Here is a 17,743-nt window from a genome sequence, read left to right as displayed (position 1 = left end):
CAACTTTCGAAAGTTAGCAATGAGTCTTTTATAGGCAAACCCGTAAAACGACTCTGACCACGTTCAGAGAACGTGGGTTTCTAATTTGAACTAAACCCACGATCGTACCGGGTACTGCGCCAAATTTTATCTCCACCCATGTACTCCGATTTAAAAACAGACCCGGTGAGCAAATAATAAGAGCCTTTTTTGAGGTAGCGTTCCAATGTAACATCAATTCCGTAATTCTTTCCTTTTCCTTCGTTGACCAAAATTTTATCGAGGTAATAATCATTGAGGTTTAGCACCGAAAAAGAAGTATTGGGCTCCACCGGAACGTCAAACAAATATTGGTAGTACGGCTCAACTTTCAGGTGAAGGACATCGGAAATATGCCAGTCGTAAGCCAAGTTAAAATGATGCGCTTTTGTCAAGTTCAAATTTTTATTGCCAGGCAAGTTTGTTGTGGAGTTAACTACATAGTAAAAATCCAATCGCTCGCGTCGGCTGTTTAAACCATAAGCTCCCGATAAAGAATGGTCTGGTCTGAAATTCCACTTCATACTCAACCGCGGCTCAAAATTGAAATTTTTGTTCAGATTAAAATACTGTGCGTTGAGCCCCGCACTAAGCGAAAATTTCGGTGACAACTCAAAAACCGATTGGGACCAGGCCGAAACCTGCAAATTGTTCCCGGAACCTTTGGCCACATTCTCCATTGGCCTATTTAGGCCGTAATTGGGCGTAACATTGTATTTCAAATCATAAATCATTCCTGTTGCCGTAATCCCAGTTCGGTTAATGTGGCGTGAGCTAAATTTCTTATTGATGTATGAATTCAGCACAATGTTCCAGTTTTTGTTGGTGATATCGACTACCTGCACATGTGAATCCAGCGAATCAACTTGTCCTACATCCTGAAGTATTCCGCTGTAGGTACCTGCCAACACTGTTTTGATATAGGTATCATTGTTCAGGTTATATTTATGCGTAATCCCGCCACTGGCTTTTTCCAGTGTTGTTTTTACATCCTGCCGGTCAGCATAAGATTCCCAGTCTTCTTTATCGAGCGGGCCAACCTTGTTATTGTCAGTCAGCCCGAGTCCCCAAATTGAAAATGTGCCAGCTTTTTTCGTTGGCAAGTTTAATTTGAATGAAAGGTCCTGGTATTTCAGGTTAACATCGGCAACCAGCCCAGTCAGCGAATACCGGTAATTAAAAATATACGAGCTGGTGTGCTTTTTGCTCAAGGGCCCTTCCGAAGCGAAATCAATTCCAATCAAGCTTACCTGAAACGTATTTTGATGCGTTTGGTTGTTTCCGTTGCGCATTTGCATATCAAATGCCCCTGAAAGCGCATTGCTGTATTCTGCCGGAAATGCCCCGTTAAAAAAATCGGAATTTCCCATCACCTGGCTGCTCAAAGCCGAGTACACCCCGCCTCCCAAAGAAATCATGTCGGCAAAATGTGTCGGGTTGGGAATTTCAACACCTTCCAAACGCCACTGGGTATATTGCGGCGCATTACCACGAATGGAAAGCGCATTGCTCGAAATTCCACCCGTCCCGGATACCCCGGCGAAAGAAGTTACCAAACGTGCCGGGTCGTTAAACGCACCGGCAAAACGATTGGCTTCTTCCACGCTCAACATGCGTCCTTCCGCCAAAGCCATAGGGTTTACGGCACGCTCCTTATTTACTTGCGGACGGACAGTTATTTCCCCTACCGATTGAGAGGTTTCTTTTAACGGGACTTCAACCGATGCTTCTCTTGCCGAGGTCAGCAATATTTCCCGGTAAATGTAGGGTTGATACCCAACAAAGGATACTTTAATATTGGCGTACCCCAGCGGAATTCCTCGAATGGAAAAATGCCCCAGGCTGTCTGAAATGGTTCCTATCGAGGGGTTTTCCAATAACGAAATATTGGCAAATTCCACAGGCTGTCCTGTTTCTGCATCGTAAACCGTTCCGCGGATGGTTTGGGTAAGTCCAGTTTCCTTTGCTTCCTGTTCTCTCTTTTTCGGAACCAGGATAATGTGGTAGCCATTAATTTTGTATTTGAGCCCGGTTTCTTTTAAAATTTCTTCCAAGGCTTTTCCCAGACTCACATCTTTTAATGAAAGGTTGATTTTTTGCTTCTCGTTTATTTCCGATTTTTTGTAAGCTATGCTATAATTGGTTTGTCGTTCAATTTCGTTAAAGGCATCTTTTAGTGAAATATTCTTTTTTTGAATTGTTATACGTTTTTCCTGTGCCATTGACTGCTTTGAGAAAGCAAACAGGAAAATTGAAAGGATAAGAAATACTATCGTTAAATTTTTTAAGCTCATTCTATTACATTTGTATTGTTGATACTAAGTTACTTTTCGCAGAGTTGGTTTTGTATCTTCGTTTTGAACCTGTAGAAAGTGTCCGCTTTTTACCGGTTCTGTTTTTTCATAGGCATGTTTTTTTGAAGTTTATACTATTTCTTTTTCAATATAATTTGTCCGCTTTTCGAGGAATAGGAAAAATCCCCGGACATATCTGCCAAAACTTGAAGGATTTGCTCTGGGGTTTCTTTCCGATCAAATTTTATGGTATAACGTTCAGTTGATAAGTCAATTGATTTATCTGTATCAATAGAAATATTAAAGCGCCGTTCGAGTGTTTGCAAGATTTCACCCAGCGTAGCTTCCGAGAATATTAAGTTCCCGTTTTTCCAATCCGGGATGTCTTCGACATTGATTTTTACTACTTTTAAGGCTGACGTTTCGCTGTTGTAAACCAATTGTTCATTCGGCTCCATTTGTTGTTTTTGATTTTTTGCAGTTTGAACTTCAATTTTTCCTTCTTGTAAAGTTGCTACCGTCTGGTGCTCATCAGGGTAGGCTTTTAGATTGAATTTTGTCCCCAAAACTTTTACAGCCAGGCTTTTTGTTTCTACTACAAAAGGCTTTGATTGATTCTTTGTTACCGAGAAAAATGCTTCCCCGGTTAAATGAACCGAACGCACTTTCTGACTGAATTCTGAAGGGTATTTCAAAGAACTCCCGGCATTGAGCCAGACTTCTGTTTGGTCGGGCAATGTTACTTGCTTCGTTTCTCCGTATGCTGCCGAGATTTCAATCATTGCTGTCTTGGCATCGTGTTGCAAATAAAACCAAACGCCACCTATTCCGACAAGCAGAATAAAAATGGCTGCCACTCTTGAGAAAACTTTTAACCGGACGGTTTTCGTCTTTGGTAACTGAATGCCGATTTTTGTATTCACCCGTTTTAAAGCCTCAAATGTAGTCGTATCTTTTCTCGTGTTTATTGAATCCCAATATTCTTTTGAGGCTTGTTCCATCTCTTCCGTTACCGGATTTTTTGCCAGCCACTGCTGCACCTTTTCTTCGGTTTCCAAAGCATAGCGGTCGCGCAAGTACAGCCGTAACATTTCTGCCACATCTGTGTTTTTGTCCGATTTCATATTGCTGATTATTAAAATTTCAATAAAACTTTTCCGCCCGATTCCGGTTTCCAGGTCTTATCACTTTGGTCGTATTGATACTCAATACCCACTTTTATTTTTGTTTTCTCGTTGGAATCATATTGCAGTCCTGCCCCGAAATTAGTTGTTGGGAAAAAGGTTCGCATATCAAACGTGGGGTCTGAACTGTTTCCGGGCGTAACATATTGCCCCCATGTTTGAAATTGTAGCTTGTTTGTAATAGCGTAACTCAACAGGAAGTTACTGCCTAAAACAATTTGTTTGCTCGAAAAAAGATAACCGTATTGTGCACTAATAAAAGCGCCATAATCTAACGCCAATTTGTCGGATAAATTGAAGCTTCCCAATGTCCCTCCAAAATTTTGATAATCGCCCAGTCCGGGGTACAACGGCAAAAACATAAAGGACGAGTCTCCATTCAGGGCATTTAAATATTTCAATTCCCGATTAAAATTAAAGCTTGCTATTTTCTGGTCAATTGGAGTTCCTTGAAAACTTTCATCCATACTCCCCAATTCCGGCATTGCCAGTTTCGGAGTAGGTTGAACCGATTGTAGTTGTAAATCTCCTTTTTCCTTCATTGAACGGGGAACCGAGGTTGTATCTTTTTGCTGCTCCTGCCCTTTTACCTGAAATACAAAAAAAAATTGTATTGCCAGAAAAATTATCCATAAATGCTTATGCTTCATATTTATCATTTTTATAAGGAGTACAATTAAGTTGGCAGAAACTCAATAAAAAATCTAAATTTTACTAAAAAAACTTTATTCTGGTTGAGGGAAGTAAATTGGACTTTGCACTCTGAGGAGGAAAATCTACCTTCGTCGTTTTATGACAATAATCGACCAGTCCATATTATCCGCGTTGAAAAAAGGGAATCATCCGGCTTTTGAAAAAGTTTTTATTTTCTACTACACAAAGGTAAGAACTTTTATTTTGGGTTATGTTAAAACAATGGCCGACGCGGAAGAATTGGCCGAAGACGTTTTTGTTGGCTTATGGCAAAATCATAAAAGTATCGACCCCGGAAAATCATTCGATTCGTATTTATACACCATCGCAAAAAACAAAGCTCTTAATTTTCTGAAACGGAAATACGCAACCAAAACCATTATTGAGGTGCAGGCTCCTTCAACATTTTCCCATAGCCCGGAGGAGGAATACATTGCTTTGGAAAAGGCGCTTTTAATTGAAATGATTGTTGAAAAAATGCCCGTCCAACGAAAAAAAGTCTATCTGCTTCGGCAACAAGGCCTGACCAACGAAGAAATAGCCAGGGAACTGGAAACCACCAAACGGAATGTGGAAAGCCAGGTTAGTTTGGCTTTAAAAGAAGTTCGCACTGCTTTCAGGGATTACCTGATTGTTTTTGTTTAGGGTTCCACAACCAGCTAAAGAAATACGCTTAAATCGGAACACTGCCTTTATTCATGCCCCTCAGTAAATACTCAAACTAAAAATCACTATTTATAATTTAAGCCTTTTCGTTTGTTTTTTTGCACTTATAAACTTCATTACAGCCTCATAATCTCCAATCAAAAAGTTCGACATTTTTCCGTTTGGAAATCACAAAATCTGCTGATTATCAGCAGATTTTTTTATTTAGCATTCCCTGAATCAGAACTTTTGGTTAATTTCTTTCTACCGTATAGTGAATGAAAAAAGGATGCAAACAGTTCTGTTTACATCCTTTATAAATTAATCTTTGACTCCTTTACTCTTAAAAATTATTCTGCATTAAGTATAAGCTTTCTAATAACCTGATTTCCACTAATATTTAATTTTACTAAATACATTCCCGAAACGTTACCCGACATATCGAAGGTAATCCGTTCGGCAGCGTTAAATTGTCTGTGCAATACCTGTTTCCCGGTTATGTCAAGCACTGTTAATTCAATGTCGCGGGCAGTAGAAGATTCGATATCAACATTCACCATCCCCTGGGTGGGGTTCGGATAAAGGTTCACTTCAAATTTTCCTGCTCCTATATTGTCAATTGAAGTTGGATATCCCTCAACACAAACCTGGAATGTATCGGTAGCAGTCAGTTCACCATCAAAGGCTTCCACTACCACAGCATAACAACCTGTATCAGCAATCATAGGTGTTGCATATAATGTATCTCCGGCAAATTCAACCCATGCAGGAAGTACTTCTTCACCTTCAAACATTGCAGTAATTGTTAAAGGATTCCCGTCCGGGTCATCAAAGTATTCACCAGGAACTGCACTTAAAGGAATTTTTAAACCATAAGAAGCAGCCACACTTTGATCTGCAACCGGATTCACTAAAACCGGGGCGTGGTTAACTTCTTCTACAACTACTGTAAAAGTTTCAGAAACACTGGCGCCTTTACTATCTGTAACAGTAACCGTAATCTCACTTTGACCGCTTTTCCCGGGGGCAATATTCAGAATTAAAGAACCGGTATCCGTGTTGGGATAATTCACATCGACAGATGTAATCAAATCCGGGTTTGTATTTTCTGTGGTTAGAGTTACCGTCTGTTTTTCACAATCATTACCATACGAAATCCCGTGCAAATCAACAGTTAAAACCTCAGTATCTTCTGTTACCAAAACATCAGGAATCGGATTTATTGAGGGTAAATCGTTTGTTGAAGTGATTATTACATTGAAGGAGAGCGTTGTACTGTTTCCGGCATCATCCGTTGCAAGCCAGGCTTCAGTAGTTGTACCGACCGGGAACAATCCGTCAGGGCCAATGCCTTCGGTTTGTACCAATGTTAAATTACAATTGTCTGTTGCAGTTATTTCAGGATACTTTATTTCTGTTTCACAAATTCCCGTTTCAACTTCCACCTCAATATCTGAAATCGTTTCAACAGTTGGAGAAATCGTATCGTGAACAGTCACAACGGATGTGCAAGAAGATTGATTTTTACTTGGATCATCCAGAAAGAGTGTCACTATATTTTCACCAATATCATTGCAATCAAATTTTGACTGGCTTATTGCGGCAAACATGATTCCGCAGGCATCATAACTCCCACCTCCCAGCAAGTTATAAGTTCGGGCCCATTCCGGAATATTTGTATTGTTATGGCTATCATTGATGTGTCCCGGAAAAATGCGGGCGGTTCCGTTTTCATCGAGATAAACATCGATGTCTTTACAAACAGCCACGGGAGCAATCGTATCAAGAACGGTTACCGTTGTGTTTCGGGTTGCGCTGTTTCCATATTCATCGGTGGCAGTTAGAGCAACAGAAACATCGGTGTTGGTATGTACACATTCAAATGCACGCGGAAAAACCTCTATTTCAACTGATTCAACTGGAGTACAGGCATCGGAAATAAAAGTTGCCATTTTATCAATATCGCGGGAGTTAAGAACATACTCCCCATTTTCACGCAGGTAAATTGTTAGAGGCTGAACTTCAACAACCGGGGCAACATTGTCTTCCACGGTTACCATTGCTTCTGCTGTACTGATGTTATCGTTGTTGTCAGTTACGGTCAGTATTACCGTGTTTGATCCCACATGCGAGCAGTCAAAGTCAGTTTGTGAAAGTTCCAGCGACGCAATTCCGCAGGCATCGTTGGAGCCGTTGTCCACTTCGGCGGCAGTTATTGAACCGTTCCCGGTTTCATCCAACTGAACGGTAATGTTTTTTGTAGCCACCGTCGGTTTGATATTGTCTTCTACTGTTACAATCGCATTTCCTGTTGATGAATTACCATTCATATCCTTTACTGTTAAGGTAACTTTCTTTCCATCTGTTTTTGTCGCAATCAGTCCGGAAACAGGAGTATTTAAGCCAGTAAAACCCACTAACTCAGTTTCACCTGTAGCTTTATCGATCGTAAAAATTCCGCCATTACTTCCCATTCCACTTTCTCCGGCGTATAGGTTTCCATCAACCATAACAAGTGCCCCAAGAGGAAAAGGAATGTCGGCTACAGGCGTAAATTCACCTGTGCCCAGATTAATCGTTCCAAATGTTGAGACTGAACTTCCAGTAGATTTAAGTTCAGGATTACCTCCGCTAACGCCAAACATAATCTCATTTTCAGCATCATAAGCCATGCCTCTCATCGATCTGGCATTTACGAATGAACCAACAGGAGAAATAACGCCAGTTTCAGGATTCAGTATTGCCAGGCTACCGGTAGTAACCTGTGCTACATACCATGTACCGTCAACCACCGCTCCACCCTGAAAATCTCCAGCTCCACCGGACGTATTAACAGGTTCATTTATGAAGTTTCCAGTTTCAGTATCAAACAGGGAACCATATCCACATCCATTGCGTGTTTGAGCCCAGGCTTTTTGTGTTTCCGGATCATACAACATTTCACCCATGCCACAATCATCAATCATGAACTCACTGGAGATAACAGCGGCATTTCCGGTAGTAATATCGAGACTGAAATAATTGCCGGCGTTATCACATCCAAATACCATCTCTCCTTCATCTGAAATATCTGAACAGGAGAATTGGGTCTGCGACAATGCCAAAGACTCAATTCCGCAGTTATCATTTGATCCATTGTCAATATTCTCCGGCCTTATGGATGCATTACCACTTGCATCGAGGTGCACGGTAATATTTTTTGTAAAAACTAACGGAGCCACATTATCTTCCACAGTTACCGTTGCTTCTGCTGTGCTGACGTTATCGTTATTGTCGGTTACGATCAGTGTTACCGTGTTTGCTCCCACATGCGAGCAGTTAAAATCGGTTTGTGAAATCGCCAGGGTTGCAAGGCCGCAATTGTCGGACGAACCATTATTTACCGAAGCAGCGGAAGTTGAAGCATTGCCGTCTGCATCCAGGTAAATGGTCACATTCTGAGCGACCGCTGTCGGGTCAATATCGTCAACCACGGTTACCGTTGAAGTTGTTGTGCCGGTATTGCCGTTGACATCGGTTACCGTGAGTGTGACTGAGTTGCTTCCCACATGACTGCAATCAAAATCAGTTTGTGAAAGCGCCAGATTTGCAAGGCCGCAATTGTCGGACGAACCATTATTTACCGAAGCAGCGGAAGTTGAAGCATTGCCGTCTGCATCCAGGTAAATGGTCACATTCTGAGCGACCGCTGTCGGGTCAATATCGTCAACCACGGTTACCGTTGAAGTTGTTGTGCCGGTATTGCCGTTGACATCGGTTACCGTGAGTGTGACTGAGTTGCTTCCCACATGGCTGCAATCAAAATCAGTTTGTGAAAGCGCCAGGTTTGCAATGCCGCAATTATCGCTTGAACCATTGTTAACCTGAGCCGCTGTGATGCTTGCGTTTCCGGTTGCATCGAGCTGAACGGTGATATCCTGTGTAACAGCTACCGGTTTTACCTGATCAATAACTGTTATAACTACTTTTTTCTCCGAACTGTTACCTGATTCATCTGTAGTTGTTACGTTAATTTCATTTTCGCCAACTTCAGAACAATTAAAATTACTCTTACTTAAAGTGATTTCGGTTTCCCCGCAATTATCAAAAGCCGTTTCAAAAAAATAGAATTCATAAGGTCTGGCACCAAAAAGCTCTATGGTATTTGGCGTGGATGAATAATAGTTATAATCAACATAAAAATATGCCCAATAACTATCAGTTCTGTCTAAAAACATTTGATGTACTTCTGAATTGTTTACTTTGAAATAGGATCCATCCAATTCTTCCGGGGAAATAGGTAAACTACTAATTGATAAGGCCATTTCATTTCGAGGATACATGTAGGCACTAAATGTAACCGATTCTCCCGGATACATATCCACCGGAGATATACCAGCTACACCATTTTCATCCAAATAAACAGTTAAGTCCCGCCCTTGTGCTTCAGGCGGGATGTTATCCACCACAGTAACTGTAGCAGTTGCCTCATCCGAATTGCCTTTTGCATCTGCAACTGTCAGGGTAACGGTGTTTTCGCCTAAATCCTCACAGGTAAAATTGGTTTCAGACAATGTCATTGAAACGATTGCAATGTTGTCGGTCGAACTGTTGTCAACCTGTTCGGCAGCAACTGAAGCCTGCCCTTCGGCATCCAGGTAAATGGTCACATTCTGAGCGACCGCTGTCGGGTCAATATCGTCAACCACGGTTACGGTTGAAGTTGTTGTGCCGGTATTGCCGTTGACATCGGTTACCGTGAGTGTGACTGAGTTGCTTCCCACATGGCTGCAATCAAAATCAGTTTGTGAAAGCGCCAGGTTTGCAAGGCCGCAATTGTCGGACGAACCATTATTTACCGAAGCAGCGGAAGTTGAAGCATTGCCGTCTGCATCCAGGTAAATGGTCACATTCTGAGCGACCGCTGTCGGGTCAATATCGTCAACCACGGTTACCGTTGAAGTCGCTGTGCCGGTATTGCCGTTGACATCGGTTACCGTGAGTGTGACTGAGTTGCTTCCCACATGGCTGCAATCAAAATCAGTTTGTGAAAGCGCCAGGGTTGCAATGCCGCAATTGTCGGACGAACCATTGTCGATGTCATCGACATCAATTGTTGCTGCTCCGCTGGCGTTGAGTTGCACCGTAATATTTTGTGTTACAACGTTTGGTACCACATTGTCTTCTACAGTGACAGTAAAAGAGCCTTCAGCTGTATTTCCGGTATCATCAGTAACAATAAAGGTATTTGTTGTAGTTCCTACCGGAAAAACAGCACCGCTTGCCAATCCTTCACTCTGTGTAATTGTAGTCTGCCCGCAATTGTCAACACCCTTAATCCCAGTTGTTAAATAAGTAGTAAATTTCAAATTCCAGTCCGGATAACCATAACTACTGGAGTAATATGTCCCATCCGGGTAATTTTTTGGTCTGTTGCAAAGAAAGCCGGTTCCTGTTCCCTGAATACGAAATGTATAAACGTTGTCTTCTGTCAGTAATGGCGCATCATCTGCGGGAAGGACAACTTCAATAGGACCACTGCCGATGGTTCCGAAATCATAATTACGGGTAAATATTTTTTCACCGGAAATACCATCTCCTTCATAAACTTCAAGCGAAAATATCAATGTGGTTTTGCCGTTATGGTAAAGCCGAAGTTTTGTAAATTTACCGGTTTGCCCGGCTTTAAAGGATTGCCATTGATCGCTCCCGGCTGTTCCCAGGTTGTGTTCTGTTTGTGAAACATCCACAACTTCTTTGTTGTAATCGACAACCGTCCCGCATTTATCCGCATCACTGTAAGCTATAATGTTATCAGGGACAGTAATCGCCGGCGGGGTTTCGTCGATAGTTATTTTAATCGCATTCGATTCCACCGCCCCAGTCCAATCAGCGACACATTCGACGCGAGCCAGGCGTTTAAACCAGGTATTCACTGTAAGCTCTGCCGGAGAATAATTTTCTGAATTGCTGCCTGGAATATCGGAAAATCCGGTTGTCGCGCTTGTTGTTGATTGTTGCCATTTGTATTCGAGCGTACCGTCATATCCGGATGGGGATGTTAAATTAGTTAACTCATCCGGGATTCCCCCAAAACAAATGGTTTGATCGGAAGCTATTTCCCCACCATCTGAAAGACTCGGGAGAGCCAGGCCGGGAGCCGGATCCTGTTGATTTTGTTGCAAATAAGGATAGGAAACCAGGCATGTTGCAGGATCAGTAATCCCCCAAACACCCGAACCATCAGCAAAATCCCAACCGGCATCGGTAAAAGTACCCAGTGTTTTCATTTCATGAGTTGTTTTGCCAATTGCACCGCTTCCCCCGGCGCTGTTTTCCATTCCTGATGTTTCCATATCCCAAAAAGAATTATTTACATTGCTATAGTCGGGAAATTGATCATGCCCTATCAGACCGCCAACCCAAGAAGATCCGGTTACCAACGATGCACTAAAGCAGTTATCTATATAGGTTTCGCCAAACGTGGTGTATCCATGAAGCTGCCCAACCAACCCACCGGTATTGTATCCGGTTCCGCTTGCTGTACCAACACTGTAGGAATTTTGTATAGTTGAAGACTGGCATAAACCAACCAGCCCACCAACATGTCTTTCTCCACCAACATTACTGGTACTGTAACTGTTTTGAATTATTGAAAGGAAAGCATTACCAACCAATCCCCCGGTACTGTACGTGCCCCCTTTGACTGTCCCTTTACTATAACAGTTTAGTATGTATGAATTGGCAACTTTTGTAATGCCTGATGAACTGCAGTGACCAACCAAACCTCCCACATAGCTGGCTGTTTCACCGTTTACATCACACGTACTGTAACAATTACTTATAGTAGATTCAAAATTTTCCCCAACAAGCCCGCCGATATAATTATTTTGCCCACGCACGCTTCCTGTACTGTGGCAATTATCAATTGTTGATTTATATGTTCTTCCAGCCAAAGCTCCTACATAGACTTCACTTCCCGAAATATCCACATTCGTTAATCCCAAATTTTTAACGGAAGCATTATCAAGATAACCGAAAAGTCCCTGAAATCTGGTGCCACTTGTATATAACTGATCTATATTATATTCCTGGCCATCATACGAACCGGTAAATTTATCATCATAATTTCCAATGGGCGACAAACCTTTGCCACCAAACAAGGCTGTAGTGGAAGAAGCATCGATGTTCGCAGTTTGTATATAGTTTTTATCCCATTCGTTGTTGGTACCGGACAACCACAATAAATCTTCCAAAGTGGCTATTTCAAAGGGACTACCAACAGAGCCATCTCCTGTCCCGGGAGCCGGATAATTTGTCGTCCAGCTTACTCCCCCCATAAATGTTCCGGCATACGATGTTCCGGCATCATTGGTGAGCGAAGTTCCACTGCCGTCACTCATTTTATACCAAGCAACCAGTTCACTCCCGGTGCCAACCAGATCTGAACTCATGTTATCCTGAATTTGTTGTTGCGTACGAACGGCATTCCAAATGCGAATCTCATCCATTTTGCCAATAAAACAATCTGTAATCCTGGCATCATCGAAGTCCTGACCAATCGAGAAGCGGCCATCTGCATCAGGTTTTACAGAAACATTATATTGAAAATCAAATTGTCCATTCAGGTAAACATTTGCAATTTCGCTGCCAAAGTCAATCGATACGGAAATATGAGACCACTCATGAAGCGGAATTGTGCTGCTGCCACTCACAGAATTATCGACTCCGTTGTTGTAGCTAAGATGCAATTTTCCGTCTTTAACTCCAAACAGTATTCGGTTACCATAATCATTTTGATGAAAAGTAAGAATAAATCTCTGTCCGGATACACTTTCCGGATATATCCAGACTTCCATTGTTAACTCATTCGAACTACTAACAGCATGGCTTACACTGTCTGCTTTTACATACGAATTGTTGCCGTCAAATTCGAGGGCATAATTAAAATTTTGCGCATTTCCGCTAAAACTAAAGGCAAATACAAGCAGGAAAAATGAAAGTAAAATTTGTTTCATAATTATTCAGTTATTTGATTTTTGGCATAAAAATTTTATTCCGGCAATTACTTATTACCAGTGGGAACAAATTTTCTAAATCATGGATAGATATAGATTCAGTTCCGGCAAGGATTTTTTTGCAAATCACCAGCTCAATCGCGTCCTAAAAATTAGTTGTTCGTCCGGTGACAAAAATGAATTTATTTTTTTGATTATTTCAGAAAAAAATGGGCAAATTCCGAAAAGTTTCAATTTTCTTCTATTGAATAGACCACTTTCTCGCTGGCAATTCTTTTAAAGGTATAAGGTGTCATCCCGGTCATTTCCTTGAACTTTCGCTGGAAGGTTGACTGGTTACTGAAACCTGCCCTGAGAGCTACATCGCTGATACTTAGCGTTTGGATATGGTCGGATGACAGCAATTTTTTAGCTTCGTTAATCCGGTAGAATGCGATAAATTCATTAAAATGGATTTTACTCCCAATTGAAATGGCCTGTGATACGTATTTCTCATTAGTGCCCACTTCAGATGCGATGTCGGCAACTTTCAGTCCGGAATCGAGGTAGCGCTTATTTTGAATAATGTATTTTTTAATCTGTTCAAAAAGTTCCTCAAAAAACATATGGCTGGCCTTTTTCATTTCGTTTCCTTCATAAAATTGGTTCTGCTGAGCTACTTGTTGTTCTTGTTCGATAATTTTTGTCAATTCCATGTTACGCTTGTACAAAGCACGGTGTTCTCTGTGAATTTTCCGATTAAAAAAATAAATAACCACGATTGCCCCCAATGCCAGCAACAGAAGAACCACCGCTAAAATAATAATCATTTTTTGCTGTGCCGACTGTCTTTGCAGCGCCAGCATTTGCATATTTTTTTGTTCCACCTCGTGCAGGGTGCGCATTTCAGCAATTTTTTCACTTGATTTTTCATTGAAATTTTGCTGCAACAGCTCATTATGTTTGTCTAATACCTGCCTGTGTTTATCCCTGTTTCCGGTTGCAGCATACAAATTGGCCAGCATATAGTAAGCATTAATTTGCTGTTTTTGGGCATTGCTGCTTTCAAGCTGGGTTATAGCTTCATGAAAATATTCTTCAGCTTTCTCGTACTCTTTTTCAGCATAAAATAAATATTTTCCCCGGAGAACGTTGAAATTCCCACTTGTGTAGGGGTTCGAAAGTTTATCTGCAATACGGACTGCTTCTTCCAGCCCTTGTTTTGCCGCTTCAAATGCTTTCTTTTCCAGTAATAAATTGATTTTGTCGTGCGATGCCGAAGCAAGTTCCATCTGGTTCCCGGATTTCCGGTAAAAATCAATGGACTTGTCGTATGTTTCAACTGCTTTTTCTGAATTTCCGGAACGATCGTAAAGAATGGCCAGGTTGTGATAACACAGCCCAACGTGGTTGTCATCTTCCAACCTTTTAAAATAATCCAGCGCTTTGTCGAGGTAGGTTTCAGCTTGGTTGTAATGGGTCAGCCAAATGTATAAAAGCCCAATATTGATGTAAGACTGATGGATACTTAACGAATCTTCAAGCTTTTCGGCCAGTTGCAGCGATTTTAAATAAGCTTCCACTGCTTTTTCATATTCATTTTCATATTCCAGGTTCACCCCCAGGTTGTTCCAAAGGGCAGATGCAAATTCTTCGTCAGTGGCTGCCAATTCGGTTTCAAGTCCTTTATTGTAATACCCGGATGACAACAGGTGGTTCCCTTTATAATAATTGATGACTCCCAGCAGGTAGTAAGCGCGTCCGGTCAGTGAATCATTCTGGTTAACGAGGCTTCTCTCAAGCACTATTTCACTTAAACTGTCGGCTGCCTCCAAATTTTGGGGTATCATTTGTTTGGCATTGTTGATTAAACTTGTCAATGAATCGACCTCAACAGGCGAACGGGCACTTAATGTGGCTGAGATATGGATAAAACAAAGCGACAAGAGCGACTTTAATAAGCAACGATGAATGAAATTCATTTTAAAAAAAAGCATCCTGATGGTAAAACTTAGCCTGCAAAAATAAACTTTTTGACCAATCAGGATAACCTTCAGGTAAATATGGAATGAATAAAAATAAAAATAAATTTCACCCTACCCGATTATGCTAACTCATCAATTTTTTTGGCAAGTGAATAATCCTTGTCAGTAATTTTTCCTTCCGAATGGGTGAAGAGCATTACTTTTACTTTTTTGTATGAATGAAGTAAAATATCCGGGTGGTGGTCCGCTTCTTCAGCGAGTGGTAGAATTTTATTTACAAAACCTACAGCTTCTTCAAAATTTTTTAATTCAAACTCCTTTTCCAAATACTTATTTTCTGTTTTCCAGTTATTCATAATTTTCTATTTTAATTTGTTCTGTAAATACAACAGGTAAACGAGGGACGGTGTTCAAAAATATCGTCGCAGTTTTTGGCCAGGAATGTCGAAACTTATTTTAAAGTCTCATGTTGTTGTTTTAAATTTCAGTTAACAAAAAGAAAAAGTTATTAAAGAATTTTTTCTTTAATTTGATTTATCTTATATTTGAAGTGAAATAAGAAATAAACAAAAGCGCATTATAAAATGAATGAATCAAGAAAATATAAAACAAAAAAACAGGTTTCGGAGCCCACACTGAAGCGATTACCGGGCTATTTATATTTTCTTGAGCAACAAAAAGAGGAAGGTGTACTCAATATTTCAGCACCAACAATCGGTAAAAAATTAAGCTGCGACCCCACCCAGGTGGTCAAAGATTTATCGGTTACCGGAATTAAAGGCAAACCGAGAGTGGGCTACAATACTTACGAACTTATACACGCCCTGGAAGAATTTTTGGGATTCAACCGCATTAACGAGGCTTTTCTGGTTGGAGCTGGTAATCTGGGCTCAGCGCTTATGGCTTATCAGGAGCACCAGGAACTGGGCCTGAAAATAATTGCAGCTTTCGATACCGATGAAGTCAAAATTGGAAAATCAGTTGGAGGAATCCATATTCTTGACTACAATAAATTATTCACTCTCTCGGGCCGCTTAAATGTAAAAATCGGGATTCTTACCACTCCCAACAATGTAGCACAGGATGTTGCGGAAGATATGGTAAACTGTGGCGTTAGGGCAATCTGGAATTTCACTTCTGCCAATCTCGATTTACCCGAAGATGTAATTGTGCAAACAACTTCAATGAGTTCTTATGCAGCTGTTCTGCTGCGACGCTTGAATGATTCAGATAAATAACCATTAAAAAAAGAAAACCATGAAGAAAGTAAAAAAATTACTGAACTGCTTAGAAATTTCAATAAAGAATTTTTTCTTTAATTCCACTGAAAATGATAAAAATCAGGAGTGCAAAAATGAACTCAAACTTGATTTTAATTCTCCAGGGGACAGCAAGGAAAATGAGGTGGAAGAATACTTGAATAATTACAAATCGACTACGCGCTGGCAAACAGTTTAGCAAGGAAATTAGTACTCAAAAATTAAATTCAGATTTTATTTTATCTTTGTGTATAAGGGGTAAGGAGTTATTTGCCTCCGGTTGAATTTTATCAACCATAAATTTGAAATAAACAGCCCTTATTTTTATGAAGAAAAAAGTATTAGTCATTGACGATGATACTTTCATGTGTGACTTGCTCGTCAATCATTTACAGCAGAAAGAATTTGATGCAAAAGGCACTTATTCAGGCAAAACCGGTATCAAAATGGTTGAAAAAAATCATTTTGATATTGTATTGTGCGATTTTCGCCTTCCCGGAACCGATGGTTATGAGGTCCTTCAAACAATAAAATCAAAAAAGCCGCTGCTGCCGATTATTATCATGACAGCCTATGCCGAAGTAAAAATGGCAGTGAAACTCATTAAATCGGGAGCCTTCGATTACGTTACCAAACCAGTTCAGCCCGAAGAAATAATCAAGCTTATTAATAAAGCCCTTGAGCCAAAACAAGAGAGAGAAACCAGCACCACATTTCGTGAAAATTTCATTACCGGCAACAGCCACTCAATTCAAAAAGTAATGCAACACGTAAAAGTGGTTGCCCCAACCGATTTAACTGTTCTGATAGAAGGTGAAACCGGCTCGGGAAAAGAATATATTGCAAAGGCTATTCATTATGCCAGTAAACGAAAAGATAAACCATTTGTGGCAGTTGACTGCGGCGCTATTCCCAGGGAGCTGGCCAACAGCGAATTGTTTGGCCATATAAAAGGAGCTTTTACAGGTGCCATTAATGATAAAATTGGTTATTTTGAACAGGCAAAAGGAGGTACACTTTTTCTGGATGAAGTGGGCAACCTGCCCTACGAAAACCAGGTGAAACTGCTGAGGGCACTTCAGGAAAGGGTCATCAATAAAGTGGGCGATAACAAAGTTATTAAAGTAGATGTAAGAATAATTACGGCTTCCAATGATGATTTGGGGAAAATGGTTGAGGCCAACAATTTCAGGGAAGATCTCTTTCACCGCCTCAACGGGTTCAAGATTAGTTTACCCCCCTTGCGCGACCGTGGCGAAGACATCATGGAGTTTGCCCGGTTTTTTATTGACAAAGCAAACGTTGCTTTTAATAAATCGGTTAAAGGCGTTGATGAAGAGGCCGAAAAACTTTTTTATGAATATAGCTGGCATGGAAACTTACGTGAGCTGGAAAATGTAATCAACAGGGCAGTTTTGTTATCAAATGAGGAATTAATTGTTCCCAAAGTTTTACCGGACGAAATTCGCTTAAACAGCCTGAACAAAGAAACCAACAGGTTCAAATCAAGTAATCGGGAAGAGTTTACCCAACTAAAGGAAGCTACTTTGGTTACCGAAAAAGAGGTGATTACAAATGCGTTGATTGAAGCAAATTATAATAAATCGAAGGCTGCAAAAATTTTGAACATCGACCGGAAAACGCTCTACAACAAAATAAAACAGTACGGAATTGAGATTACCAAATAAA

The 17,743-nt window shown here is 40.8% G+C and carries 10 protein-coding genes; 4 read left to right on the top strand and 6 right to left on the bottom strand.

The window, feature by feature from the left end:
• Nucleotides 1–80: 80 nt before the first annotated feature.
• The 3 genes from BUC07_RS12445 to BUC07_RS12435 all read right to left on the bottom strand — a co-directional run bounded on the left by BUC07_RS12445 (nt 81) and on the right by BUC07_RS12435 (nt 4,146).
• Nucleotides 81–2,312 carry a secretin and TonB N-terminal domain-containing protein gene (locus BUC07_RS12445; RefSeq protein ID WP_083578234.1) on the bottom strand — a complete coding sequence of 744 codons (2,232 nt, stop codon included), beginning with the start codon at nt 2,310–2,312 and terminating at the stop codon, nt 81–83.
• Nucleotides 2,313–2,446: 134 nt separating this feature from the next.
• Entirely contained in the window at nt 2,447–3,436 is a 990-nt protein-coding gene (locus tag BUC07_RS12440) for a FecR family protein (protein WP_073169929.1), read from the bottom strand.
• Between the two features lie 11 nt (nt 3,437–3,447).
• Entirely contained in the window at nt 3,448–4,146 is a 699-nt protein-coding gene (locus tag BUC07_RS12435) for a hypothetical protein (protein WP_139279572.1), read from the bottom strand.
• A 142-nt stretch (nt 4,147–4,288) separates the two neighbouring features.
• Here BUC07_RS12435 and BUC07_RS12430 point away from each other — a divergent pair, with 142 nt between their 5' ends.
• The gene (locus BUC07_RS12430) at nt 4,289–4,834 is read left to right on the top strand and encodes an RNA polymerase sigma-70 factor (RefSeq protein WP_073169925.1); all 546 of its coding nucleotides are present in this window, start codon (nt 4,289–4,291) and stop codon (nt 4,832–4,834) included.
• A gap of 350 nt (nt 4,835–5,184) precedes the next feature.
• On the opposite strand, the gene BUC07_RS12425 is transcribed toward BUC07_RS12430, so the two are convergent.
• The 3 genes from BUC07_RS12425 to BUC07_RS12415 all read right to left on the bottom strand — a co-directional run bounded on the left by BUC07_RS12425 (nt 5,185) and on the right by BUC07_RS12415 (nt 15,151).
• Nucleotides 5,185–12,831, bottom strand: a complete 7,647-nt coding sequence (locus BUC07_RS12425; protein ID WP_073169922.1) for an HYR domain-containing protein — start codon at nt 12,829–12,831, stop codon at nt 5,185–5,187.
• A gap of 230 nt (nt 12,832–13,061) precedes the next feature.
• Nucleotides 13,062–14,792 carry a tetratricopeptide repeat protein gene (locus BUC07_RS12420; RefSeq protein ID WP_175552529.1) on the bottom strand — a complete coding sequence of 577 codons (1,731 nt, stop codon included), beginning with the start codon at nt 14,790–14,792 and terminating at the stop codon, nt 13,062–13,064.
• A 122-nt stretch (nt 14,793–14,914) separates the two neighbouring features.
• The gene (locus tag BUC07_RS12415) at nt 14,915–15,151 is read right to left on the bottom strand and encodes a 4a-hydroxytetrahydrobiopterin dehydratase (protein WP_073169918.1); all 237 of its coding nucleotides are present in this window, start codon (nt 15,149–15,151) and stop codon (nt 14,915–14,917) included.
• Nucleotides 15,152–15,379: 228 nt separating this feature from the next.
• On the opposite strand from BUC07_RS12415, the gene BUC07_RS12410 reads away from it, so the two are divergent.
• From BUC07_RS12410 to BUC07_RS12400, 3 genes are all read left to right on the top strand, one after another.
• The gene (locus BUC07_RS12410; protein WP_073169916.1) at nt 15,380–16,033 is read left to right on the top strand and encodes a redox-sensing transcriptional repressor Rex; all 654 of its coding nucleotides are present in this window, start codon (nt 15,380–15,382) and stop codon (nt 16,031–16,033) included.
• Between the two features lie 19 nt (nt 16,034–16,052).
• Nucleotides 16,053–16,253: a hypothetical protein gene (locus BUC07_RS12405; RefSeq protein ID WP_073169913.1), complete on the top strand. Its 201-nt coding sequence runs from the start codon at nt 16,053–16,055 to the stop codon at nt 16,251–16,253.
• Nucleotides 16,254–16,380: 127 nt separating this feature from the next.
• Nucleotides 16,381–17,742, top strand: coding sequence for a sigma-54-dependent transcriptional regulator (locus tag BUC07_RS12400; protein ID WP_073169911.1), 1,362 nt, complete (start codon nt 16,381–16,383; stop codon nt 17,740–17,742).
• Nucleotide 17,743 lies beyond the last annotated feature (1 nt).

Origin of the sequence: Tangfeifania diversioriginum, from assembly GCF_900141875.1 — a bacterium.
GTDB lineage: Bacteria > Bacteroidota > Bacteroidia > Bacteroidales > Prolixibacteraceae > Tangfeifania > Tangfeifania diversioriginum.
This window is presented reverse-complemented; position numbering and strand designations above follow the sequence as displayed.